The sequence below is a fragment of the Shewanella sp. GD04112 genome (genome assembly GCF_029835735.1).
Classification (GTDB): Bacteria; Pseudomonadota; Gammaproteobacteria; order Enterobacterales; family Shewanellaceae; genus Shewanella.
This window is the reverse complement of record NZ_JAOEAL010000001.1, coordinates 1,038,040-1,062,784: the sequence shown is the minus strand read 5'-3', so window position 1 is coordinate 1,062,784 and position 24,745 is coordinate 1,038,040. Positions and strand designations below refer to the sequence as shown.

The following is a 24,745-nucleotide window of genomic DNA, read 5'->3' as shown; positions in this document are numbered from 1 at the left end:
TAACCACAATTTGAGGCAAATGCCTGCGCGAACAATATCTTCCAATAAACACCAATGAAGATAAAAACGCCTGAGTCATCTCAGGCGTTTTAGATGGAACGAAGATAGCCTTTCAAGCTGATGACCTTGAGCTACTTTTTATCGGAACGAAGCACTAACTCCACTCTGCGATTCAACTTTTGTCCGGCGTCATTAGTGTTACTGGCCACAGGGCTGTATTCCCCGTTACCGTGGGCGGTTAATTGGACCGACGGAATTTTAAACTCGTCACTCAACTGCTTAATCACTGCTGCGGCGCGGCGCTCCGACAGGCTTTGATTGTAACTCCGCTCGCCCTTGTCATCGGTATGTCCAACTACATAAAAACTCAGCGTCGGATTCTGCTTAAGATAACTCGCGAGGACCTCGAGCACTGGCTTGGACTCAGGTAACAAACGCTCACTATCATAATCAAACAACAATCCCTCTAATGTTGCCTTGCCTGTTTGGCTAATCGCATCGGTCAGGGCATCGAGATTAATCGCCACACGATCATCCTTCAGAGTAGAGAGCTCCATTACCCTAAGCGTAGTATCGGCTGGTGTGCCATCAAAATATCCTTGGGAATAGATATCGAAGTAAACATCGCCCTTGGCGTGGCTCAGCTTAAACAGCTGATACTCCTGCCATTCGTCTTCTCTATCGTCCTTGATTAATTTGATGGCATTGATCAGGTTATCATCGTCGCCGCAGGCCGTGCCTTTACAATGGAATACCCGCTCAGCCTGCAGTTTTTGTGCAGCTGCGGCATAATTGCTGTTGATTTCAAACAACGAATAGCTTTCAGGCATCTGATAACTTATTTGGGTAAGCTTGGCATCCAGCGATTTGGTTTGATAATCGGCGCCAGAGATCCCCACTAATACAGGCACTTGGGTAAAGTTAGTTTGTTTGTAACTGGTAATATAACTGCCGGGCATGCGCCCCAATAAAGGATGGTCGGTCGCGCCTTGAGCATCGTCACTACGCCTATCTTTAATCTCAATTTGCTTCGGCGCCTGCTGTAAAAAGTCACCATTGGCTTGGATCAAATCTAGCGGCTCAGGAATAGAATCAAGGATATCGACTTGCAGATAGGTATATCTATCCTCGCGATTGACGACATAGATACTGGCGTAAACCTCACCGCGAGAACCTTTCAGTTTTGCCGCCACGTAAGCACTGTGATAGTCAGCATTCACGCTCTTAAGCGGCTTTAGCTGAGTTTGCATCGCTTGACCATCACCGCAGCTGGCGGCCTGACAGCTAAATAGCACTTCAGCATTCAGTTTTTTTAGCTGTGCCAAATAGTTATTGATCACATGTTCAGGACTATACCCCTCGGGCAACTCAACGCTTTGTCGAGTCAATTTGCCCGATACAGGCAACAGAGTGAACTTGCCGCCATCCATTGCGGTGATAAGTTCAAAGGGCGTAAAGTGGATGCGCTTTTCTTCAGGCGATTTGGCGTCAGGAAAGGGAGTAAACAGCGATTCAGCATTCACCGCAAAAGAGGCGACACCGCAGGTCGAAGTCAAAAGTACAGCACTCAATAACGTCTTATGTCCCATAAAAAATCCTTTTCTGTGGGGGAATCTAGCTCTCGCGAAGCAATTAAATAGATAAAAATAGTGACGGGATAATACGATAAAATTTTTTACCTAGGTATTAAACGGCATAAAAGTAATACTTTTTATTGAAAAGGAAATACGGGAAATACTGCGAAGAAATAAAGAAAAATATAGAAGCCCCATCTTTAAATAGCACACAGAAGTAGAGATACCATGTTCATATGAATGTGAAAGAGCAGCCATGCGACCAACGGTCACTATTGCAACAATGGCAATTTTAACGACCATTGAACTGTTCATCTGGCTAAAAGCTTTTTGCCCCCAAACAAGACAGTCGAATCGGATATTGCGTTATATGCATTGCCACTGTTTCCCCAGTGACACGCCGTGAATATATCCCTATAGGCTCGACGGCGGCATCCATGCCGCCAACGGTCACTGTTGTAACAGTGGCAATCTTAACGACCATTGAACTGTTCATCTGGCTAAAAGCTTTTTGCCCCATTCCGTGTTTCGGCTCGTTAGCTCAATCGAAAATTCCCATACCTGCTGCCATATATATTCTTATCTATTTGCCTATGTTTGGCCTTACCAGAAATCGGCTAACAATGTATGGGTATACAGTCGTATTTAAATTTAGGTGTTTTGGTATGATTTTGAGACAAAATCAGTGCGCACTAATTCCATCCGCAATAAATAAAACTCTATAAAATCAGGTGAATATAGTAACTGAATTTTAGTTAATAGGTTTGGAAAACGCGCATGCGCGTTTTTCCAGATGGTGTATTTGGCAGAAAGCTGATAAGTTCTTTACATACAGATAGTTAACCGTGCGCGTTTTCACTGGTCTAACAAGGTAAACGCGCATGCGCACTAATCAAATGTTATGCAATTCACCGACTAATGGAGTAGCCAATGGCTAAAAAAGAAGAAAAAGATTGCTTTGTGATCATGCCAATTGCAGATCAGGAAGGCTATCCAAAAGGACATTTTGGCCATGTTTATGAAAATATAATTCGGCCATCTTGTGAAATGGCCGGTTACAACCCTGTTCGAGCGGACGAGGTTAAAGAAACAAACCTAATTCACCTCGATATCTTAAAGAAATTAATTGAAGCTCCTATTGCAATTTGCGATCTGTCAAGCCGAAATCCAAATGTTCTTTTTGAGCTTGGAATAAGGCAGGCTTTCGACAAGCCTGTTGTTTTGATACAGGAAAAAGATACTCCCAAAATATTTGATATCGCTCCACTTCGTTATCTTGAATACTCTCAAGAAATGAAATATCACGAAGTCCTTGCAATACAGCAAAAGCTAAAATCATCTATTGAGGCAACAGCATTAGCTGAAGGTGACTCTTCTAACGTTAACTCTATAGTTAAACTTTTAGCACTTAATTCACCTGCTAAAATTCCAGATTTGGAAAATGGCAAAGAGGGTCTCGCATTGGAGGTAATGCAAGCTGAACTACGCAATATGCGACAAATGATGGAAATGTCTATTTTTGAAAGCCAAAAAAGCCCTAAAGGTGAATCGATTGCTGCTATTGAATATCAACGGTTATCTGCGAATCTTGACAAGCTTGTTAGCTCCAAGAGACTACCGATAGAAGAAAGAATGGATCGATATCACCTCTTAATGCGTGAAGTTGACGAACTAATGCATACCTGTAGAAGTGAGAGCGAGCACATGCATTTCAGACGACTAATGGAAAGAGTGCATCGTGCCGAACGTGAAATCCTTGCATAACAAAGCATTGCAGCGGACAAGCCGCTGAATGCGGCGTTAACCCATAGAAATTTTTTCCGAAACAGACGCGTTAGAGTTAAAGCTTTAACTCGAAAATGTCCCAAAGCATGCTGTGTGTTTCTTTAAAACCTGCAAGCTACACCGATGCTAAAAAGGTGAGCCATGGTGATTAGCGAGACGACCGTCCGCCTCAAGGACGAGGCGGTCGAGCATCCACGGATGGACTTGCTGCGTGTCGGTGAGCGAATACCATGGTTCGCCTAGCAATACTGTTTTCAACAATTATCCGCAAGTCATTACATACAAAAAAGCGATAAACCACATTGGTTTATCGCTTTTGTATTATCTTGCGATTACTGCCTATTTATCACGTAAATCATGCGACATAAGCGGCTTTGCGATCATATTCGCCGCACCTGTGCGATGCGGCGGTGGATTACTTAACGATTTCCATCTCGGCTAACAGGTTGTCGGCATTATCTAAATACTTCATTACCCACAGCATATAACGGCTATCGACTTGGATTGAGCGGTTGATATTGTCGTCGTACGCCCAGTCACCGATGATGCTTTCATACACGCCATCGAACAGCAAACCCACTAACTCGGCGCGGCCGTTTAGGGTTGGAGAGCCTGAGTTACCGCCAGTTGTGTCTAAGGTCGACAGGAAGTTTACCGGCACAGAATCGATGGCTTTTACATAGAAATCACCGTATTGCTTCTGCTTGATAAGCTCTAACTGCTTTTTCGGCGCATCGAATGGGTCAACGCCAGTGTCTTTTTGCACTATGCCTTCGAGGCGAGTAAAGGGCTTAGCCACTAAACCATCTTTAGGTTCATAACCTTTAACATGGCCAACGGTCACGCGCAGGCTAGAGTTCGCATCGGCGTACACTGGCTTACCTTGCTCACGGTTATAGGCAATGATGGCATCCATATATTGCGGACGCACTTTCATCAGCTCGCCATCTAACTCCTTCTCTTTCTTCTCTTCGCTCATGTTAGTGTCATACATGGCCACGGCGAATTGAATAAAAGGATCCTTAGAGGCTTTGAAGTCATCAACGGATTTTTCCATCCATGCTAAACGCACATCTTTGTTGCCCAGCTCGGTTTTGGCGTACATTTTATCTAAGGTTTTCGCCAGTTTAGCTTCGTTAACCTTTTTATCGATACCAAAGGCTTTATCCATAGCAGGTAAGCGCTGCGCCTCGGGTAACGCGGCATAACGTTTGAGCATATCCAAGAGCACGGCCTTATCTACACTTGGCGCATAACGGCGATCGATACGTTCCATGCTCGCCTTGAAACGCGTCATATCACGGTCTTGGAAGCCAGGTTCACGTTGCATATCAGGCAATTGCTTCTCATGGGCTAAACGGTACAGATTGGTCGCCGTTGGCACCATAGTAGTGTTGCCAATGTAGCTTAAGATCATATCCCGTTCTTGATGGGCTTTGCTTTTGGCGATCAGCGCGTCTAACTCGCTTAAGGTTTTACCGTATTTGGCTTCGCGGCTGCTGTCTTTGGCAATCCATGCGGCGAGCTCGGCTTCACGGGCCTTACGGTCGGCTAACATGGTGGATTTGCCATAAAACTCGATCATTGAGGTGAAGTTTTTAGCGTAGTTCGCTAAGCCAGCGATTTGGCTCTCGTACTTAATGCGCTCGTCGCTGCCTTCTGGTGCCGTTTCTTTGATGATTTCAATAAAACGTTCGCGCAGCATCTTGCCTTCTGGGTAAGCCCATTCGAACTGATTTTGCACTTCGTTCGCGGTGCGGTATCTGTTAGTGCGGCCGGGGTAACCCGCCACCATCACAAAATCCCCTTCGCTCACACCTTTGGCCGAGACTTTTAAGAAACTCTTTGGCTCGTACGGCACGTTGTCGGCGCTAAATTCGGCAGGTTTACCGGTTTTAGACACATAGGCGCGGTAGAAGGAAAAGTCGCCCGTGTGGCGCGGCCACATCCAGTTATCGACATCGCCGCCGTATTTACCGACGCTGCCCGCTGGGTTATAGACTAAACGTACGTCGCGGATTTCTAACTGTTTTACCAGATAGTATTCTAAACCGCCGTGGAAGCTATACACTTGGCAGCGGTAGCCTTCATCCTTTTCACACTCGGCAACAAGTGCTTTTTCTTGGTTCTCAACGCCTTGATAAAACTCACGGCCCGCTTTGTTTTCAAGCCCCGCGTTGACGCGCTCAGTCACATTGGTCACCTCTTCGGTAACATAAACGCGAGAACCTGGCGCAGCGGGTAATTCATCGGCAAAGGTTTTAGCTAAAAAACCGTCCTGCAACAGGTTTTTCTCTGCAGTCGAGTTATATTGAATCGAACCATAGGCGCAGTGATGGTTTGTCACCACTAAGCCTTTTGGCGAAACAAAAGATGCCGTACAGCCACCTAGGCTGATCACAGCATTCATGGGGAATTCGGTCAGTTTGGAAATCGATTTCGCATCAATCTCTAAGCCTTTCGCTTTGAGTTCATCGGCCATTGCGGGCAATTGGTGTGGCTGCCACATACCTTCATCGGCATGGGAGGCAAAACTCGCCGCCACGGCAACTGAGAGTAACCATTTTTTCATTATCTTAAGTCCGTTTTAGGTGAAGAAAGCCGAGCACTTGCGAGGCCATTTCTTATATTTATTGGGATTACATGCCGCTTTGGTTAACGCTAAAAAGCAAAAAGTCAGGCACTGGGCCTGACTTTAGCATATCGCACGCACTCTATAACAGAGTTAGAAAAATTCGCTTACAAAGCAAATACATTCATCATATTTATCGGTTTAACTCTGCCACTGGAGTACGTTCAGCGGCTTTAACTTACAGCGCGACAAACAACTGAGCGCCGATAATCACCGCGCCGAGCAAACCCGCAATCCCGAGGGCAAATGTGCCGCCAGACACTTGGTATCCCTGCGGCGTGGCTTGGCGCTGACGCAGTGCCATCACGATCGGCAGGAAGATAATCATCACTACCAGCGGCACGGCGGCAAAGCCTAATACCGCAACAAAACCTTCGGGTACATAGAGCGCGCACAACAGAGGCGGCACAAAGGTTAACAGCCAGGTTTGGGCGCGACCGAGGAAGGTCTTCTTCGCGCGGGTCAGTTCGGCCACAAAATCATACAGACTTAAGGTTACCCCGAGGAAAGAGGTGATTAAGGCTAAATCCGCAAACAGCGAAATACATTTGCTGATCCAAGGCGTGTGGGCAATCTCTTGTAATGCACTGATCAGCGCAGGTAAAGAGCCATTAAAGCTGCTGATTTCGGTGCCACCCACTGTGCCTAAGGTCACCAATAACCAGAAGATATAACACGCGAGTGGAATAGTTGAACCGATTAATAATACCTTGCGCAGCGAAACGGCATCGCCATCCAAATAACGTACTAAGGTGGCGATACACACATGGAAACCGAAGGAGGTAAACACCACGGGAATCGCCGCCATCCAACTGCTGGTCATGGACTCGGCCACTGCACTGGTTGCCATACTCGAGATACTGACTTCGGGTAATAAAAACAGCACGACCACAATCAGTAATAAAATCATCAGCGAAAACAAGAAGCGCGAGGCTTTATCGACCCAAGCCACCCCTAAGGCCGCAAATCCACCCAGCACTAAGGTAAACAGCACGACCGCCAGTTGGTTGTCTAACACTAGGTCGAACATATTTTTGGCTTTAAGCACTAACAGCGATGAGCCGCCCGTCAAATACGCCGCCGTTAAGGCAAAGAGTAAGCTGAGAAAAGAAGCGCCTTGCACCATTTGGCCTTTCTTGCCGAGGAGTTTGCCCGTGATGGCGTGGAAGTTATCACCGACGCCTGAGCGCAGGTTAATCTCAAGCATTAACAATGAGGTATAGGCTGACAAGCCCCAAATCACCACCATTAACAAAATGGCTGGCACCATGCCTAAGGCGGCCGTGGCTAAGGGTAAGGCTAACATTCCTGCGCCAATGGCGGTCCCTGCGACAATGGCTATCGAGCCTAACATTTTTGAATTCACACAATTATCCTGTTCAAGTATTAATTATTATTTTTTAAGGTTTTTTGAGTAGATTTGAAGGATAAAGCCTTGCGCACTCTGTGATTAAGCCAACAGCAATCTCAAACGAAAAGCGTCACTAAACTTAAAGCATCCAATCCGATCTCAAAGAGCAGATCAATTGGCCCCAATAGCTTTTGAATATTTCAACCCAGTCGCCATTGAGGCTAACTAAATCGTTTGCAGAAAAGTGACATTAATTTCAACCGTGATTGCCTTAGCAAAGCAGCGACATCGCGCGTAAAAGAAGATAGCTCTGGACATTAACAGAGCCAACCCCAGCGGGCAAGCCAGTTATAGACAAAGATGACGCCGCTTTGGCTATCCGAAGGGGAAATGTGAGTAAAAGATAAAAAATCGAGGCGGATCTGTTATCAAAACAATAACCCCTGCAACACCTGTAGCGTTGCAGGGGTTATCAATGAGTTTAGCGATTCGACGGGGGACGGGATTGCGCTAAAGCGGATTAACGCGACTCACAATCCGCTTATTCCCCAGTTAACCGATTACAGCTCAGTCCAAGCCATATTCCAAGAGCCGCCGACACCCGGTTCAAACCCGGTTGCAGTTGGCGACCATTGCATGCAATAACCACTGTAAGGCCAAGGTTTACATTGATAGACCTTGCCAGTTTTAGGTTGCAGCACTTTAGTACCCGCCACATAGTTTTTAATGCCCTCGGGGAAGACAAAATCGGCATCCGGCGCTATGGCTTGATCTTTTAAGAACAGATCGAAGTTTTGCTGGATAACCTCACCTTGCTTAGGCTCGCCCTTCACTTGTAAATGATAATGGCCTGCCTTTGGCGCGACGACATCAAGCACTAGACTCGCGTTGGTGTTATTGACCGCTTGCGTGACATAACCAGCTGCCGTGCCATCGTGGCTAAATAGGTAAGCCGAGACCTGCATATCCGCATTAGTGCTGACATCGAAACTGACCTTTGCGGCACCATCGACAATAGTGTAATCATCGGCCAGTGATGTGACATCGAGCTGATTACCCGGCGCAGGCGCAATATCAAAGCTCACTTCCACTCGCTCTAGGCCCGAATTAGGCGCGGCATAAATCTCATTTTTACCGTAAACGGGCGAGATCACCCCAGAGGCATTCTTCTGCCCCGCCTTAAGTTGTGGCTGCTGGGCATTAATGGCACTGGCTAACAGGAATGGCCAATTTTGCTTGGCGCCTTGAGTGGTGTCGGTAATGGTTATCTGAGTTTGCTTGGCAGTTTGCTCGCCATTAGCATCAAACACCCGCGTCATCACCTTATCACCCGCCTTAAGATCGAGTGACGGATTGATATCGCCAATATCGGTCCACTCGCCCGGCACCACAACACCAGAGCTAAAGTTCACATCGATGGCATTATAGAAACTGTTAGTGGTATCACCGACTTCCCACACGGCCAAAATCACGTGATAACCGCTTCTGTCTTCAGGCACATAACAGTTATGTGTCACTAACTTAGGTGGCTGAACCATGCCACCGTCGACCACACAGAAGGGGGCTAAGTCAAAGCTTGCACGGCTCAAGGCTTGGTTTTGATCCCAACCTTGACGAGTTAAATAGTAACGCCAATTGCGGGTCACATGGTTAGCGGTGAACTGCCAGCTAAAGTCATTCCAACCCGACTTAATGTCATGCTTAGACCAACGACTTGGGCTCTGTTCATCCAAGGGAGAAAACGCTGCGTTGGCTGCGCTGGCAATTTTGCCGTCGGCAGGGCCTGACTCAGGAAAACCTGATGGGCCTTCAACACTTTGCGGTTCCCATTGAACGGCGCCGCAGTTTAAATTGCTGCCAGTTTTACAGGCGTATGAGCGTGATTCTGGTGAAACCACATAACCGTGGGCCGACGCCGTTTGGCTAACTAGCGCACTCGTAGCGCTTAAGGCCAAGGCAATTAGGCTTAAACGAGCCAGTAGTGGGTGTTTACGGTTAGCATTTGTGATTGATGTAAAAGTAGTTAGATGTGCCACTTTATTGTACTCCGTAGGGTGCCTTTCTCGACGAGATTGGCATAGGTATAAAAGTGGTATTTAGGCAAAACAGCATTAAGCAAAGCCGTTTATTTTTCAAAGAATTGAAAGCATCAGCTCAATTCTGAGGCAACCCCGCTATCTTAGTTTCAACATCCCTTTACAACCTTAGACCGGAGGCTTTGCGTCCTAATTTTTCAATTAGTTTGCCAAATACGGTGGATCTCTATTGAAGTTAACAGTATGTAACTTAAACATTGAGACCCGGCTAACCTAACAACAAAAGACAGCGTTGTCAAAATTTAAATTATTATAATTCAATATGTTACAAAACGCCAAGCGGTATTTTATTGGCACCTGTCAGATTATTTGCCCTCTGACTCGATGAGTTTAATCTTGAAACCCTGTTGCACTTGGGTATAATGCCCACCTCGCTTCGGGGGAGTAGCTAACTGGATTTCGAGCCATCGATATTCAGGGTGAACATCAACATACTTGGCCGCATGCCATGGTGTTCACAGCAAATCATCGATTTGTCCTGCAAGACCTGAGCACAGTAACCGCACCTTGGGGTGGACGGTCTATTGTGCTTATGTCAAAAACCACCCCTAAAAGGATCACACTTGGAAGCGTTACTCGCCTCAACCTTTACGGTTGCCATCGCCGAGATTGGCGATAAAACTCAACTGCTTGCCCTATTACTCGCTGCAAGATTTAAAAATAAAACCGCGATTATCTTGGGGATTTTACTCTCAACCCTGTTTAACCATTTTGCCGCCGCCTGGCTTGGCCAATGGGCGATTAACTGGGTGAGCCCAGATGTAGCACGCTACTTGGTTGCCGCCTCCTTCTTTGCGATTGCACTCTGGGTACTGATCCCCGATAAAGTGGACGCCGAAGAGAGCCGTTTCTATAAGATGGGACCCTTTGTTGCGACCTTTATTCTGTTCTTTATCGCCGAAATGGGCGACAAAACCCAAATCGCAACTGTCGTTTTAGCCGCTAAATACGATGCCTTAGCCATGGTGGTTGCAGGTACTACTTTGGGTATGTTGCTAGCGAACGTCCCAGTGGTTATTGCGGGACATTTTAGTGCCGAAAAATTACCAATGAAGTGGATCCACAGAGGCTGCGCAATTTTGTTTGCCCTGCTCGGCGTAGCAACCTTAATGGTTAACTGATTGATAAAATCAAGATAAACAAAAAGGCCAGTGATAACACTGGCCTTTTTTATAGGGCTAAGGAATTAACTTATAACCCGAGAGCAGTTTGGATACGTTGACCGTAATCGGCATCGGCTTTGTGGAAGTGCGCCAGCATACGTTGCTGTACCTCTACACTTGCCTGACGCAGTGAGCCAGAAATCGTTTCCACTAAGCGTGCTTTCTCGGCTTCGCTGAAGATGCGATACAAGTTACCCGCCTGAGTGTAATCATCCTGATTGTAACGGCTGTAACGCGCTGCTTCGCCATCTAAACGCAGTGGTGGCTCGGCAAAGTTTGCCGGTTCAACTAAAGCACCCGCTGTGCTGTTTGGGCCATAGTTAGCCGCGGCATCGCCACCGGTTTGACTACCGTGGTACGGGCATTGTGTTCCCGCCATGGCTCCCGCACGTTGGTGATGGTTAGCTTTAGTCGCATGTGGGCAGTTTACGGGTAACTGGTTGTAGTTCGCCCCAATTCGGTAACGCTGCGCATCGGCATAGGCGAATAAACGCGCCTGCAACATCTTGTCGGGCGATGCGCCCACACCTGGTACTAAGTTGCTCGGTGCTAATGCCACTTGCTCGACTTCGGCAAAGTAGTTTTGCGGTAAACGATTCAGCTCTAACACACCAATTTCAATTAACGGGTAATCGCCATGTGGCCACACCTTAGTTAAATCGAATGGGTTGATATGGTAAGTGTTGGCATCGGCCTCAGGCATAATCTGTACGTTCACCGTCCAACGAGGGAAGTTACCGTCGGTCACTGCTACTACCATATCGCGCTGGGATGAGTCAGGGTCGATACCCTTTAACTTATCGGCTTGCTCATTGGTTAAGTTCACCACACCTTGCTGCGATTTGAAGTGGAACTTCACCCAGAAACGCTCACCTTTAGCATTCCAGAACGAGAAAGTATGCGAACCATAACCATGCATTTGGCGGTAGTTTGCCGGAATACCACGGTCAGACATCAGAATCGTCACTTGATGCATGGCTTCAGGGTTTAATGACCAGAAGTCCCACATAGCTTGTGGATCTTTCAAATTCGTCAATGGGTTACGCTTTTGGGTATGGATAAAGTCTGGGAACTTAATACCATCACGCAGGAAGAAAGTCGGCGTGTTGTTACCCACGATATCGTGATTACCACGGGCGGTATAGAAGCGCAGACCAAAACCACGGGGATCGCGCTCGGCATCGGCAGAACCCATTTCACCGCCCACAGTAGAGAAGCGTACGAAGGTCTCAGTTTGCTTACCCACACCGTTAAAGTGGTCGGCGATGGTGTATTCGCTTAAGTCTTTAGTCAGGGTGAAAGTACCGTATACACCTGTGCCTTTCGCATGCACAACACGCTCAGGAATACGCTCACGGTTAAAGTGGGCAAGCTTTTCAATTAAATGCCAATCTTGCAGTAGTAAGGGACCACGCTCACCCGCTGACAATGAGTTTTGATCGTCAGCAATTGGAGAACCGCTTTGGCTTGTTAAATACTGTTGACTCATATCTTGCTCCTCATTCTTGATTGGTGTTAACCCAAGATTCAATTAAATCGTAAATGGTGGCCATGGCTTCTCTCCTTGGCAGGGCGACGTGTTGTCGATGGAGTTAGAATAGGCAAAAATATTAATTCAATAAAACGATTAATATAGATTTAAATAATCTACATTTCAGATTAACGAAGAGTGCTTAGATCATTCAGAGAGTAAAGTTCACTCCCCGTATGTGATGAAATAGCCAGCAACAGAATAAAGAGTATGCCAGCCGTAACGCAAACCGACTGGGCAAAAATGAGAACTCGAGCTTAAGACAAACTTAAAAAATACTTCAATTGATTCAAAGTGCTACATATTACTCATTGACAGAGCTCGCCTGCTCGCGATAGATAACGACCAAGTAATAGGCATCGATTAACACGATAAAAAAGTTAACCGCCGCCACCGGATAAGCTTGTATCGCAACCCCATAGGCAACGAACAATGCCGACCCCAACAAGTTCCACCAGCGTAACTTTTTGATGTTAGACATCATCAAAGAGATGGCCACCACCACAGACGCCAAATAACCAACCCATTCCCACATCATTGCACTATCCATATCACGTCCTTATTTATCGATTGATACAACTAAAACAGGTTGGTTGAGCCTTCTTAGCGTTTTACTACCGCCGCCGTCATCCGTGAAATACAGGTCAACTCCCCTGCACTATTATGGATTAAGATTTCCCACACCGAACTGCGTTTCCCCAAATGAACCGGTTTAGCCGTCGCGGTCAGCACGCCATTACGCGAAGCGCGTAAATGGTTGGCGTTAATCTCTTGTCCAACACAATAATATTGCTCGAAATCCACCGCAAAGTTTGCAGCATAGCTGGCCACAGTTTCGGCCAGTGCGACGTTCGCGCCGCCATGGACAATGCCTAAGGGATTATGTACGGCGGGCGTGGCAGGCATAGTCGCCTTCATATAGTCATCGCCAATCTCGCTGATCTCGATCCCTAGGGTCTGCATCAGGGTGCCTTTGCCCCCCATACCAGCATCTAATCGGGCACAATCCTCTAAGGTGACAGGTCTAAACCAAATACTCATTTCAACATCCTAGTAAAGAAAACCAGCTAGCAGTTTACTAAGAAGTGACTGAAGTTCAACACATAAGCATTGGCTAATAACAGCCAGATAATGGCAAGGAGCCGCTACGCCTAAGTTAACCAATGCTTTGTGACAGCAAAACGACTAAACCAGACTAAGAATATTCCCCATAGGATCACCACGCTCGGCATCATAAGGGCATCGCTCCCCAATACCGCAGCCGCCTGCTGAATAGCAAATACATAGCCCATTTGCACCAATACGGCGACAAGAGACGCGAGCAACACTTTATAAGAAAAGGCTTTTTTAATGAGTAACAACAGACAACCTATAACGCCTGAAACCACCGCAAACCCAAACACACAGTCGAGCCAGGCGGGTGTCGATTCATAGAGCTTTATTTGATCTGGGCTCATCTGCGCCATGGTCTCAGGCGTCATGGTCATTTGGATAACAAATGCCAATAAGCCCATGATGTTCCATAACAAACTGATGAATGCGACAAAATAAAACCACAGAGGCGCTTTTGCCACGCCGATTGCATGGTCGGAGCCAGTCGCTGCCATGTCCGCTCTCCTTGTCATCAAGGTACATAAAGTCCCACAACAACAGTGCCATAAAAAAGGGATGGTAAAACCATCCCTTAGCTCTGAGTTTAGCTCACAAACTCAGTTGTGAGCGTGCAATCACTCGATTAACGGCGACGGCGTTGTAAGCCGAATAGAGATAGCAAGGCTAGACCCAAGTATCCTAACGCACCACCATCATCCTTTGGTTTTGGCTCAGGTTTTGGTGGCTCAACAGGTGCTGGGTAGCTAAGTGCGACAATAACGGGATCGTGGTCAGATGCTGAGAAAGCATTCTCAGATTTGGCCAGTTCACCAGAGAATTTTTTGCCGTATTCGAACAGGTTAGATTCCACCGAGTTGATATGCCAATCTTCGATATCCACTAAACGCTTGGCAAGACTGGTGTTTGCTAAGGCATGGTCTAGGTTACCTAACTCACCGTTGTAGCTGTATGAGTAAGTTCCAGCGCCGTGGGCCTGAGTATTGAGGTTGATGAGGCCATAGCCCTTCTCAATCTTGCTACCTTGGCGCTCAAACACTTTGCCATCTAAGGTGGTCCATGAGGCGGTCATGATATCGCGCTCAGACGTGCTCGCATCGTAATCGGTCAATACGCGGATAGGATCTTCCATGCCGTAGGCATTCATGTCGCCAATCACCAGCAGATCGCCTTTAACGTCTTTTAAGGCTTCGCCGAGCACTTTAGCAGCCGATACGCGGAAGGCATTACACTTACCCTGTTGATCGGCCGGATCGACTGACTCTTCGAAGTTGACCCAATCTTCTAAACAGCCTGAACCTTTTGATTTCAGATGGTTAACAACAACTGTTAAGTTCTGATCATGGATCTTAAAGGTTTGCGCTAGGCTGTGACGTTGGTAAGCATCGTTACCTGGGTTAGTTTCAGTCTTGCCATCTTTCACACGAGTCACACTGCCAGCAGTCGCGTGTTGCTCTGGGGTATCAATCGCACGAGCCGCACCCGCAAGGCTCACTTTACCCGCGCGGTAAAGCATACCTACAGTAATGGCATCGCTACCGAAGTACTTACCGTCGTATTTATCTTCGTCGGTGATTTCAACGAAGCTGTAAGCATTTTCAGCGATTTGCTTCTCGTTTAAGGCATCGACTAAGTTCTTAATCGCGCTCTTTTCACCAAAACCGTTGTTAGCGATTTCCATTAAACCGACGATATCGGCGTTCATGGCGGTAATGGCGCTAACGATTTTCGCGCGTTGCAGCAGCATTTCTTCTTCGGTCAAGGCGCCACGGTTACTGCCCGATGGGTTAGTATCACCACCAACAACATCGTTAAAGAAGTTCAGCACGTTAAAGCTGGCGACACGGATATCGCCCTTAGTGGCGACACTTGGCGCGTCGGTTCTGCCATCACCGCGGATAAAGTCACCAGCGGTAATCGTGTTGGTCGCCACTAAACGGTAGGCACCGTAACTGTAACCAATCACACCTTCGAGATTGGTCAGCTGATCACCCACACGGATATAACCGGTTTCGACGTTAAAGTCAGGGAAGTAAGGAATAACGCCATCGGCTGGCTTGTAGTCAGATTCGATAAACAGCTGATTTTCAAGGTTAGATTTAACTAAAGCAGTCGCTTCTGCTGACAATGCTGGATAAAGCTGAGTTGGCTTCATCAATGGCGCCTTATAAGACACCAACATGTTATTGCGACGGCCAGCATAATCGTAGCTGAAGGTGCGGCTGATCTTCAGATCGCTACCAGCATCCAGTTTCACGTTCATGCCTTCGTAGCGCTCTAAAGCCTGCGCTAAAGTTTCGCCATCGGCCACATAGAATGGCGCCGCAGCTGGGACTTCGCCCTTAGCACCGACTTCAAATTTCTTGTCGGTTTTGATATCGATTTGGGTTAGGCCGAAGTATTCCTTCACCTTACCCTGAACACAAACTTCAACCCCGGGTTGAATCGCTTCTGGTGGATTCTCACCTAAAAACACGAACACGCCGTCGGAAGTGTATGGCGAGTTATCGCCCTTCACTTCTTGGAGATAGAAACCTTTGAATAAGCTCTCGCCACGGGCAGTCACCACACCGCGAACCGTCACTTCGCTTTCAGACTCGAATGCACCTTCAGGCACATAAGGGCTAGATTCACCCGCGCCTTGGATTTGATAAATCGGAACGATTTTCGCGCCGCTGCAGCTAAAGACTGGCGTTTCAGGTTCAGTTGGCGTATCTAACGAACCTAAACCTGTGAAAGTGTCCTTAGGTAATTGTTCCCACTGGGCAGGATTAAAGACAGTGTTGGCGACTAATGCATCGAGTTTACGCTTAAGGGTAACATCGAGCCCCCAACCAGTCGGCGTTGGTACGTCACCGATAATATCGACCACAGCGCCATCTTTAACTAAGGCAACCGCATCGCCACCGTTAAAACTTAAAGAACCCGAAAAACTGTCGACACCTTGAGGAAGGGTAATGACTGCGCTTGAGTTTAAAATGACTTTTGTCGATTTTGGCGCAATACTTTGTCCATCTAATACCTGCATATCCGAGGCATCAGTGGCGCCATCTTTATAACGAACGAGTTTATAACCCGCCAAATCAATTGCCGTATCACCGCTGTTATATAACTCGATAGCTTTGTTGTTTGAGCTACCTTCAACATATTCAGTGATCATCACATCAGCGCTTGCCATCATTGGCAAAGCTGCGGCTACAGCTAAAGATATAGCCGTTAACTTATTAACATTATCCATATTATCAACCCCATTATTATAATATCGCCGCTAATTTTTATTAACGTGCGGGCGGATTATTCCAGAGTTGAATTGCTAAAAAAAGAGGGGAAGATCTCACTATGCATGCATAAGATATTGATGAAAATGAAATTTTACAAACCCAACTGTCTTGTATTCAGAACAGTGATATAACACAAAAGTATTAAGCAGTAAGAAAACAATAAGTAAGATAAAGACATCACAGTGATATATCAGAGTGAAATCGAACAAATAACAATCAAAAAATAAATGTGATATTTTGATGATATTTTTAAGTACACCATTCTGAATAATATAAGCGTTTTCGATAATTTAAATCATCGCAATTTATTTAAAACTTAATTATTCGATCATTATTTTGAAATATTATTCATTGAAAAACGAATACTCCTTATCCGTCTTTTAAACGCTCGCTCGATTCAAAAAGTCTAACTGTGGGTCGTTTGCGAGATGGTGTAAAACGGGTAAACAAACTCCTCCATGATTTTATTTGTATCGATTGCAGCACTGCTTAGTCATTTCGAGTGCAAAAAAATACCGCCCTGTGTGGGCGGTATTTTATGAGTGAACGAGTTAACCCGAGTTAAGCCGTTATCACGGTAAATTACTTTTTAGCAGGCTCAGCAGCAGGAGCCGCTTGTGCTTTCTCAATTGATTTCAGTTCAACTTCAAAAATCAGGGTTGAGTTTGGTGGAATAGTACCAGTATCGCGGTCGCCATAAGCTAAGTTTGCAGGGATAACAAACTTGTACTTAGCACCGACAGGCATTAACTGTACGCCTTCGGTCCAACCGGGAATAACGCGGTTTAATGGGAACTTAGCCGTTTGACCACGCTTGTATGAGCTATCAAACTCAGTACCGTCAAGCAGTGTACCTACGTAATCCACTTCTACAGTGTCTTCAGCCGCTGGCTTGTCACCAGAACCTGGTGTTAACACTTCGTATTGAAGACCCGATTCAGTGGTCACTACGCCAGGCTTAGCTTTGTTTTCCTCGAGGAACTTTTTACCATCCTCGATGTTTTTCGCAGCAATGGCTTTAGCTTGTTCTGTACGTTTGTCGTTTAACTTTTTGTCTAAACCTTGAAGAATGGTTTGCATTTCTTCTTCAGTTAATTTCAGTTGATCATTCAGACCGTTAGTAAAACCAGTTACGATCAGCGCACGGTCAACTGGCAGGCCTAATTCTTCTTGCTCTTTGATATGGCCAGACATATAACGACCGATTGAAGCGCCAACACTGTAGGCTTCTTTTTGTGCTTCAGTCGTTAATTCAACATTTGTGCTTGCGTTTGTTGCTTTTTCTTCTTGATTACAAGCAGATAGGCCAATAACAGCCAATGCAACTAACGATAATTTATAAATCGATTTCATTAAAGCTTCCTCAGCATCCTCAAGCGGTTACAATAACCTAAGCGCGACAACTGTATACTAGTTATCTGGGTTATACCAACTAGATTCTGTTATGTGTTAACTGTGATTAATCTCACTCTACCGGACTAGAGACACCAACTTTAGGAGCAAGTTCATGAAGAAAACCCTACTGCTGGTATTTTGCACACTTTTTTTAGCGGCATGTCAGCCCAAAGCCGATGATATTCGAGTCATTTCACAGGAACCCTCATACAGCGCGAGCCTCTCTAGCGACGGCAATATCGCCATTGTCGCCACCCAAAGCCAAGGGGTGCAATGTTGGGACTTAACCACCCACAGCCTCAAGTACCAATGGGTGCATGGCGACCTGAATACCGGCGTCACGGCCACCGCCATTTCCCCTAACGGTGAGTTCGCCGCATCGTTAAGCCGCGATTCAGTTGCCCTATGGACAATAGCCGACGGCAAATCCCGAGGATGGTGGTCGCTGCCCGCCTCGGGTGAGAGTGTCGCCGTGGCGAATAATGGCGCCCTGCTCATAGGCTTAAACGATGGCAGTGTGATGTCGCTCAATGCGGCCAAAACGGCATTGATTAAATTTTTAGGCCATAAGGAAAGGGTCAATACCGTTGCGCTTTCCGCCGATGGGCGCATTGCCCTCTCAGGCTCTAACGATATGCAGGCTATCCTGTGGCAAGCGCAAACGGGACAGCCGATCCACACTTGGGATATAGGGAGTCGAGTGACTAAGGTGGCACTCAACGACAGTGGCACATTAAGCTTTACCAATGGCAGTACCAATGAGGCGAAGATTTGGGATAACACCAATGGTAAGCTGTTAAATCAATTAGAGATTAAACGCAGGCAAATGACCTTCTCGGCGGTGCGTTTCGCCCAGCAAGACAGCCAGCTGCTCACAGGCACGCCCGCGCGCGAAGTCATACTCTGGCAACGCCAAACGGGTAAACCTATTGCTAAGTGGCAAATTGCGCTGACTAAAAACAGCCAAAACCGAGGAGCCGTTGTATACTCTGTGGCAATTCGAGATACCAATAAAGTGGTTAGTATCAGTAGCCAAGGCTTAGTCGAGACTTGGCAGGAGTAGAGGTTAGTCATGCAAGGCGTACAAGAACAGATTGAAGAGCTGCAAATGAAAATGGCTTTTCAAGAGCTCACGGTTGAAGAGTTAAACCAAGAGGTCATTAAGCTGAACCAGCTCATCGCCCATCAGCAACATCAAATTCAGTTATTGATTGGTAAATTAAAAGCGATGGAACCCAGCAATATTGCGACCCAAGCCGAAGAAACGCCGCCACCCCATTACTAATGTGATAGCGGATAACCCCATCCGTTAACGACACAATGGCCCATAAATATCCAAGGAATGCGATGTTTAAAGATGCGATATCACCCACACCCAGTCAGCCACTGCCTATTGCCGTGGTGGGTGAAGCCATTTTAAAAGAGCAAGCCATTGAAGTTCGCGACTTCGATACGGCCTTGAGTCAATTAGCAGAGCAGATGGCAGTGAGCATGGCGGCCGCGAAAGGCGTTGGCATTGCCGCACCGCAAGTACACAGCCCGCTGGCACTGTTTATCATGGCATCACGGCCGAACGAGCGTTATCCCGATGCGCCGCTGATGGACCCCGTTGTGGTGGTCAACCCAGAGATCTTGTCAGCCTCTGCGGATTTAGTTTGCGGTGAAGAAGGTTGTTTATCGGTTCCCGGACAAAGGTTTACAATTTGGCGCCACCAGCAGATAGTGGTGCGCTATCAAAACCTCGCAGGACAATGGCAACGCTCTGAGTTAACAGGTTTTATTGCACGTATTTTTCAACATGAGTTTGATCATCTTCAGGGGATCACTTTGCTTGAGCGTTCACAAATGCCAGAACAAAAACACATGGCGCGAGAAGGTAAACCACAGGCATGAATAGCACCTTCATTCACTCTTTAATCAAACCCACACTCAGCACGCTGATGCTCGCCGCGATCTTAGGCTCGAGCGGTTGTGCCTATAACAGTATTTTTATCAATTATCCGGCACAAATTGCACCGATAAAACAAGAACTCAATACCGCAACGCCCATGGCGGATATCGAGAAATTAGCCAGCAATATCCAAGGTAACGATGGCCTACTCTACGCCCAAGAAGCGGGACGTGTGGCGCAGGTTGCCGGAGACTTTGCCAGCAGCCGTAAGTACTACCAGCAAGCGGTCGAGGCCTATACAGCCTTCGATGATAAAGCCAAGATTAGCGCCAGCGACATAGGCGCAACCGCCACAAGCTTAGTATTAAACGATAATGCCATCCCCTACCGTGGCCCAGGCTACGAGCGCATTATGCTGCACCAATATCAAGCCCTGAATTACCTGTTCAGCGGTGATTATCAAGGCGCCTTAGTGGAAGTTCGCCGCAGTAACGAGCTGCAAGGTTCTGAGCAGGAGCGTTATCAGAAGTCACAAAAATCCGTGCAGGCCATGGCCAATGGCACCATAGATGCCGAAGTGAATAAGCTCGGCCAAGCCGCAGGTACGGTAACCAGCTCCTTCCTCAATGCCTACAGCTACTACACTACAGGGTTGCTTCACGAGGTATTGGGCGAGCCAAACGATGCCTTTATCGACTATCGTAAAGCGGCACAAATCAGCCCTGATAACACTTATCTGCAACAGGATTTAGTGCGTCTTGCCAAGCAACTCGGCATGCCGCAGTACGATGAGTTTAAAAGGCGCTGGGGCGATGCCAAGCTTCCCAAGGCGGGTGAAGGCCAAGTGATTCTCATGGTCGAAAAGGGCTTTGTACCTGAAAAACAAGCGCTCACAGTGCCCTTCACTATCCATGGCAATTGGCAAACCGTCTCTTTGGCAACCTATGGACCGAACAATAGTTTTGTTGCCGAGGCTCAAGTGCAAGGCTTAGGCTCAGTGCTGAAAACCGAGCCCATCGCCAATATCGATGCCTTAGCGATTAACGCGCTCAAGGAAGATTTACCCGGCACCTTAGTTCGCCAAGTCGCGCGGGTGTATGCCAAATCGGAAATGGCCTATCAGGTCGAAAAAAGCGGTAAGCCCGGCAACAATGCCGCCGATATTGGCAGTATCGCCATGCAGATTTTTAACGTGGTCAGCGAACAGGCGGATCGCCGCAGTTGGTTGACCCTGCCAAAGCAGGCGCAAATTGGCAGACGTTACCTCAATCCTGGGGAATACACGCTGCAGTTGGACAAGGCACCACCGGCCAAAATTGAAGTTGCCGCAGGCAAGACCACCTTGGTCTGGGCAATTGATACTGGTAATTACACCCGAATTTATTCAATAATCATTTAACCTAGCGGTGAATGTTTGAATAAAACGAGTGTCATTAAGTTTTTACAATCACAAAATGGAACTGACTATGAAACAATTTAAACTGATTTTTGTGCTGGCTGCCGTAATGGGTCTGGCTGCATGTCAATCGAAAGTCGAGTATGGCGATGCCACAGAAGTGGAAACCGTTAACGAAAACTTTGGCTCAACGGATCTGCAAGCCATCGCCGCTAAGATGGTCGATAGCATGATGACTTTCCCACCTATCGTGGCTATGACGGCGAACAACCGCCCAATTTTGTTTGTCGATAGCATCAAAAACAAAACCTCTGAGCATATCGATACAGAGTCTGTGACCGACTCTATCAGCAACAAGTTACTGCGCTCAGGCAAGTTCCGTTTTATCGACATGACAAAGGTAGACTCAGTTCGTAAGCAACTGGATTACCAAAATAATACCGGTATGGTTGATCCATCAACCGCCATCAAGTTTGGCCGTCAAATTGGCGCCCAATACATGCTGTATGGCAACCTGTCTAGCATCGTTAAGCAAGATGGCAGCACCAAAGACGTTTACTACAAGATGACTATGCGTCTGATGGACTTAGAAACAGGCCTTATCGAATGGTCTGACGAAAAAGAAATCCGTAAGACTAAGTCTAAGTCTTTCTTAGGCATGTAATCCCGCTTAGCCCCATGGGGCTAAAGCCGAAATACTTAAAAAAAGCCAGCATTTTCGCTGGCTTTTTTTTACATTTTTAACATTGGTTATCCCTGCTAAATAAGGTAGTGTACTCGGCCAAAATACCCAGCATGGGTGCCGCTTTCAAATGGGGATAAGTTTGCTAGGCCACAGAGCCTAAACTTGCCAGCCTGCGCCGCATCCAAGCCATAAATAAAGTAAATCGTTGAAGGATTGAAGTCGTGAATTTGTTCAAAGCCAGCCTAGTTGCCATCACCTGCTCGGCACTCATGTCGTGCGCCGTCCAAAGTCCGTTAAATACGGGCCCAAGGGATGCAAGCCCCTATATCAGCCAATATCAGGCGAGCTTACGTTCACAGGTGATTTCGAATGTGCATTATGAGCTGGATTTTCAACTGACTGGCGACACTGACTTTAGCGCAACGACTAAGGTCAACTTCAATCTCAGCGAAGTGCCCAAGCAATTGAGCCTCGATTTGAACAAGGCACAAATTAAGCGCTTTTTGATCAATGGCACTGCGGTTTACCCCAACTACAACGGCGCCTATATCAGTCTGAATACTCGTTTGCTGTCCTCGGGTGACAACACCATTGAAGTGCAATTTACTCGCCCCCACAGCACCAATGGTGAAGGCTTGCACCGTTTCCAAGATCCCGTCGATGGCAAGGTCTACCTGTATTCGCATTTTGAGCCTGCTGCGGCGCAGCAAATGTTTGCAGTGTTCGACCAACCCGATTTAAAAGCCAACTATAAAATCAGCGTAACCGCGCCGAAAGACTGGCAAGTGATCAGCACCATGCGCGAGTCCTCAGTCACACCAGCTGGGGCCATGAATCGTTGGGAGTTTCCTGAAACGCCTAAGTTAAGCCCTTATAACTTCTCGATGCATGCTGGTCCGTACCATATGTGGCAGGACAACTCTGGCCGCTATCCGATGCGCCTCTTCGCGCGCCAATCGGTGGCTAACCAAGTCACGCCTGAGGATTGGTTTACCTATACCAAACAAGGCTTAACCTTCTTTGATGCCTATTTCGGTATTCCTTATCCCTTTAAGAAGTACGACCAACTCTTAGTGCCTGATTTCCTCTACGGCGCAATGGAAAACGCTGGCGCCATCACTTTCGCCGAAGATCGTTTCCTCCACAAAGCCGCTATGACCGCCGAGCAAAAACAAAGCTTAGCCGGCGTTATCATGCATGAGATGGCACACCAATGGTTTGGCGATCTGGTCACCATGAAGTGGTGGAATGGTTTGTGGCTAAACGAGAGTTTTGCCTCCTTTATGGGCACGCTCGCGACCCAAGAGGCCACCGAGTTCACCAATGCCTGGCGCAGCTTTTACGCCCAAGGCAAACAACGCGCCTATGAGCAAGACAGCCTAGTGACCACGCATCCCATCGAAGTGCCCGTGGCGACCACGCAAAACGCCTTCGATAATATCGATGCTATCACCTATCAAAAAGGCGCCTCGACCCTCAAGCAGTTGCGCCATTTACTCGGCGATCTAGTGTTCCAGCGCGGCGTGAGTAACTACTTAAAGCAATACAGCTATCAAAATGCCGAGCTAGATGACTTTATCAATAGCCTAGCTAAATCGGCGGGCCGTGACTTAGGTGCCTGGACGAAAGACTGGCTCTACAGCGCAGGGGTTAACACCATTAAGGCCGAATACCGCTGTGACGGTAACCGCATCAGCGATTTTAGTCTGTTGCAGTATCCTGCGAGCAGCGAGTTGCCGACACTCAGGGAGCAGAAAGTCCAAATCGCCCTGTTCACTAAGGGACGTTTCGATTTAAGACATGAGACCACGGTCGCCGTCACCTACAAGGGTGAGCGTACCGAGGTGAAGCAATTAGTTGGCGAGCGTTGTCCGGATTTGGTTTACCCCAACTACGATGACTGGGGCTTTGTGAAGGTGCAACTCGATGACAAATCCTTCGACACAGCCAAACAACAGTTAAGCCGTGTCACAGATCCATTGCTGCGCTCTATGCTGTGGCAAAGCCTGTGGGACAGCGTGCGTGAAGGCAACCTGAGCCTAGATCAATACTTAAGCACAGTGTTCGTCAACGCCCCTGCAGAGAATGACTACACTGTAGTCGGCCAGATTATTTCGACTCTGCTCCGCAGCAAAGAATACCTCGCGCAAATCGCGCCGATTCAACAAAACTATGCTGAGAATGCGGTCAAAGGCTTAGCGCAAATGAGCCTTCGCAAAACCATGGAGAGCCGAGGCGATAATGACTTCCAGCGCCGCTGGTTCAATGCCTATATTCAGTTAGCGGGCGATCGCGACAGTCTGCGCCACTTAGCGCAATTACTGGATGGCACAACCAAAATCAAAGGCTTAACCCTAGACCAAGATCTCCGCTGGGCCATCATCACTCAGCTGAATCGCTATGACTTCCCGAATGCGCAGCAACGTATTACCCAGGAAGCCGCCCGCGATAACTCGGATTCGGGTGAAAAGGCCGCATTGGCCGCACAGGTTATCCGCCCAGAAGCCGCTGCCAAACGCCGCTGGTTGAGCAAAGTGCACGCCGACGCCCTGCCGTTTGCCAAACAGCGGATCATCATGGAAAACCTCTATCCTGCGGAACAGAAACTGCTAAGCGCGGCCACCGCGGAAGAGCGCCTCGCTAACTTGGCGGACATGGATAAGAAAGGCCCAGTGTTTATGCGTAGCTACAGCCGCAACCTTATCCCAACCGACTGTAATTACACCAGTATTGCCGCCTTGGATAAGGTATTAGATACCCAAACAGGATTATCTAACCTAACGCGCCGCACGCTGTTAGAAACCCGACAAACCGAGCAACGTTGCGTACTGATCAAAAATAAAATGACCCATTGA

The 24,745-nt window shown here is 47.4% G+C and carries 18 protein-coding genes and 1 riboswitch; of the genes, 8 read left to right on the top strand and 10 right to left on the bottom strand.

Annotated elements, in window-relative coordinates; genetic code table 11:
* Positions 1 to 131: 131 nt before the first annotated feature.
* A complete protein-coding gene (locus tag N7386_RS04655; RefSeq protein WP_086904344.1) occupies positions 132 to 1,589 on the bottom strand; it encodes an OmpA family protein in 1,458 nt (485 codons plus the stop codon).
* Positions 1,590 to 2,504: 915 nt separating this feature from the next.
* On the opposite strand from N7386_RS04655, the gene N7386_RS04650 reads away from it, so the two are divergent.
* On the top strand, positions 2,505 to 3,338 hold the full coding sequence (locus N7386_RS04650; RefSeq protein WP_086902125.1) for a hypothetical protein: 834 nt from the start codon (positions 2,505 to 2,507) through the stop codon (positions 3,336 to 3,338).
* A gap of 436 nt (positions 3,339 to 3,774) precedes the next feature.
* Here the strand turns inward: N7386_RS04650 and N7386_RS04645 are convergent, their stop codons facing one another.
* The 3 genes from N7386_RS04645 to gbpA form a co-directional block, all read right to left on the bottom strand.
* A complete protein-coding gene (locus N7386_RS04645; protein ID WP_011623769.1) occupies positions 3,775 to 5,931 on the bottom strand; it encodes a S46 family peptidase in 2,157 nt (718 codons plus the stop codon).
* 238 nt (positions 5,932 to 6,169) lie between these two features.
* Complete coding sequence (locus N7386_RS04640; protein WP_279770959.1) at positions 6,170 to 7,345, bottom strand: aromatic amino acid transport family protein; 1,176 nt, start codon at positions 7,343 to 7,345, stop codon at positions 6,170 to 6,172.
* Positions 7,346 to 7,902: 557 nt separating this feature from the next.
* The gene (gene gbpA, locus N7386_RS04635; protein ID WP_279767193.1) at positions 7,903 to 9,378 is read right to left on the bottom strand and encodes an N-acetylglucosamine-binding protein GbpA; all 1,476 of its coding nucleotides are present in this window, start codon (positions 9,376 to 9,378) and stop codon (positions 7,903 to 7,905) included.
* 125 nt (positions 9,379 to 9,503) lie between these two features.
* Positions 9,504 to 9,599, bottom strand: a riboswitch (cyclic di-GMP riboswitch).
* A gap of 402 nt (positions 9,600 to 10,001) precedes the next feature.
* Between gbpA and N7386_RS04630 the strand changes: the two genes are divergently transcribed.
* The gene (locus N7386_RS04630) at positions 10,002 to 10,559 is read left to right on the top strand and encodes a TMEM165/GDT1 family protein (RefSeq protein ID WP_041408851.1); all 558 of its coding nucleotides are present in this window, start codon (positions 10,002 to 10,004) and stop codon (positions 10,557 to 10,559) included.
* Between the two features lie 70 nt (positions 10,560 to 10,629).
* Here the strand turns inward: N7386_RS04630 and katB are convergent, their stop codons facing one another.
* The 6 genes from katB to fkpA form a co-directional block, all read right to left on the bottom strand.
* Positions 10,630 to 12,090, bottom strand: coding sequence for a catalase KatB (gene katB / locus N7386_RS04625; RefSeq protein ID WP_011623773.1), 1,461 nt, complete (start codon positions 12,088 to 12,090; stop codon positions 10,630 to 10,632).
* 346 nt (positions 12,091 to 12,436) lie between these two features.
* Positions 12,437 to 12,682 (bottom strand): YgjV family protein, encoded by a 246-nt coding sequence (locus N7386_RS04620; protein ID WP_086902120.1) that lies wholly within the window; start codon positions 12,680 to 12,682, stop codon positions 12,437 to 12,439.
* A gap of 53 nt (positions 12,683 to 12,735) precedes the next feature.
* Complete coding sequence (locus N7386_RS04615) at positions 12,736 to 13,173, bottom strand: hotdog fold thioesterase (RefSeq protein ID WP_011716039.1); 438 nt, start codon at positions 13,171 to 13,173, stop codon at positions 12,736 to 12,738.
* Positions 13,174 to 13,283: 110 nt separating this feature from the next.
* A complete protein-coding gene (locus tag N7386_RS04610) occupies positions 13,284 to 13,739 on the bottom strand; it encodes a hypothetical protein (protein ID WP_279767192.1) in 456 nt (151 codons plus the stop codon).
* A gap of 128 nt (positions 13,740 to 13,867) precedes the next feature.
* On the bottom strand, positions 13,868 to 16,480 hold the full coding sequence (gene exeM / locus N7386_RS04605) for an extracellular exonuclease ExeM (protein ID WP_279767190.1): 2,613 nt from the start codon (positions 16,478 to 16,480) through the stop codon (positions 13,868 to 13,870).
* A gap of 625 nt (positions 16,481 to 17,105) precedes the next feature.
* The gene (gene fkpA / locus N7386_RS04600; RefSeq protein ID WP_011716036.1) at positions 17,106 to 17,876 is read right to left on the bottom strand and encodes an FKBP-type peptidyl-prolyl cis-trans isomerase; all 771 of its coding nucleotides are present in this window, start codon (positions 17,874 to 17,876) and stop codon (positions 17,106 to 17,108) included.
* 154 nt (positions 17,877 to 18,030) lie between these two features.
* Between fkpA and N7386_RS04595 the strand changes: the two genes are divergently transcribed.
* From N7386_RS04595 to pepN, 6 genes are all read left to right on the top strand, one after another.
* Positions 18,031 to 18,981, top strand: coding sequence for a hypothetical protein (locus N7386_RS04595; protein ID WP_279767189.1), 951 nt, complete (start codon positions 18,031 to 18,033; stop codon positions 18,979 to 18,981).
* A 9-nt stretch (positions 18,982 to 18,990) separates the two neighbouring features.
* Complete coding sequence (locus tag N7386_RS04590; protein ID WP_011625380.1) at positions 18,991 to 19,203, top strand: SlyX family protein; 213 nt, start codon at positions 18,991 to 18,993, stop codon at positions 19,201 to 19,203.
* A gap of 62 nt (positions 19,204 to 19,265) precedes the next feature.
* Positions 19,266 to 19,811, top strand: a complete 546-nt coding sequence (def, locus tag N7386_RS04585) for a peptide deformylase (RefSeq protein ID WP_279767188.1) — start codon at positions 19,266 to 19,268, stop codon at positions 19,809 to 19,811.
* Positions 19,808 to 21,208 (top strand): hypothetical protein, encoded by a 1,401-nt coding sequence (locus N7386_RS04580; protein ID WP_279767187.1) that lies wholly within the window; start codon positions 19,808 to 19,810, stop codon positions 21,206 to 21,208. Before def ends, N7386_RS04580 begins: the two co-directional genes overlap by 4 nt.
* Before the next feature lie 67 nt (positions 21,209 to 21,275).
* A complete protein-coding gene (gene lpoB / locus N7386_RS04575; protein WP_007645693.1) occupies positions 21,276 to 21,869 on the top strand; it encodes a penicillin-binding protein activator LpoB in 594 nt (197 codons plus the stop codon).
* A 242-nt stretch (positions 21,870 to 22,111) separates the two neighbouring features.
* A complete protein-coding gene (gene pepN / locus N7386_RS04570; protein ID WP_086902115.1) occupies positions 22,112 to 24,745 on the top strand; it encodes an aminopeptidase N in 2,634 nt (877 codons plus the stop codon).

Coding starts and splice junctions, on each gene's coding strand:
- katB (WP_011623773.1), bottom strand. CDS start 12,090: ATGAGTCAACAGTATTTAACAAGCCAAAGCGGTTCTCCAATTGCTGAC.
- fkpA (WP_011716036.1), bottom strand. CDS start 17,876: ATGAAATCGATTTATAAATTATCGTTAGTTGCATTGGCTGTTATTGGC.
- N7386_RS04645 (WP_011623769.1), bottom strand. CDS start 5,931: ATGAAAAAATGGTTACTCTCAGTTGCCGTGGCGGCGAGTTTTGCCTCC.
- exeM (WP_279767190.1), bottom strand. CDS start 16,480: ATGGATAATGTTAATAAGTTAACGGCTATATCTTTAGCTGTAGCCGCA.
- N7386_RS04615 (WP_011716039.1), bottom strand. CDS start 13,173: ATGAGTATTTGGTTTAGACCTGTCACCTTAGAGGATTGTGCCCGATTA.
- N7386_RS04580 (WP_279767187.1), top strand. CDS start 19,808: ATGAATAGCACCTTCATTCACTCTTTAATCAAACCCACACTCAGCACG.
- N7386_RS04610 (WP_279767192.1), bottom strand. CDS start 13,739: ATGGCAGCGACTGGCTCCGACCATGCAATCGGCGTGGCAAAAGCGCCT.
- def (WP_279767188.1), top strand. CDS start 19,266: ATGTTTAAAGATGCGATATCACCCACACCCAGTCAGCCACTGCCTATT.
- N7386_RS04620 (WP_086902120.1), bottom strand. CDS start 12,682: ATGGATAGTGCAATGATGTGGGAATGGGTTGGTTATTTGGCGTCTGTG.
- N7386_RS04640 (WP_279770959.1), bottom strand. CDS start 7,345: ATGTTAGGCTCGATAGCCATTGTCGCAGGGACCGCCATTGGCGCAGGA.
- N7386_RS04655 (WP_086904344.1), bottom strand. CDS start 1,589: ATGGGACATAAGACGTTATTGAGTGCTGTACTTTTGACTTCGACCTGC.
- N7386_RS04650 (WP_086902125.1), top strand. CDS start 2,505: ATGGCTAAAAAAGAAGAAAAAGATTGCTTTGTGATCATGCCAATTGCA.
- lpoB (WP_007645693.1), top strand. CDS start 21,276: ATGAAACAATTTAAACTGATTTTTGTGCTGGCTGCCGTAATGGGTCTG.
- N7386_RS04595 (WP_279767189.1), top strand. CDS start 18,031: ATGAAGAAAACCCTACTGCTGGTATTTTGCACACTTTTTTTAGCGGCA.
- N7386_RS04590 (WP_011625380.1), top strand. CDS start 18,991: ATGCAAGGCGTACAAGAACAGATTGAAGAGCTGCAAATGAAAATGGCT.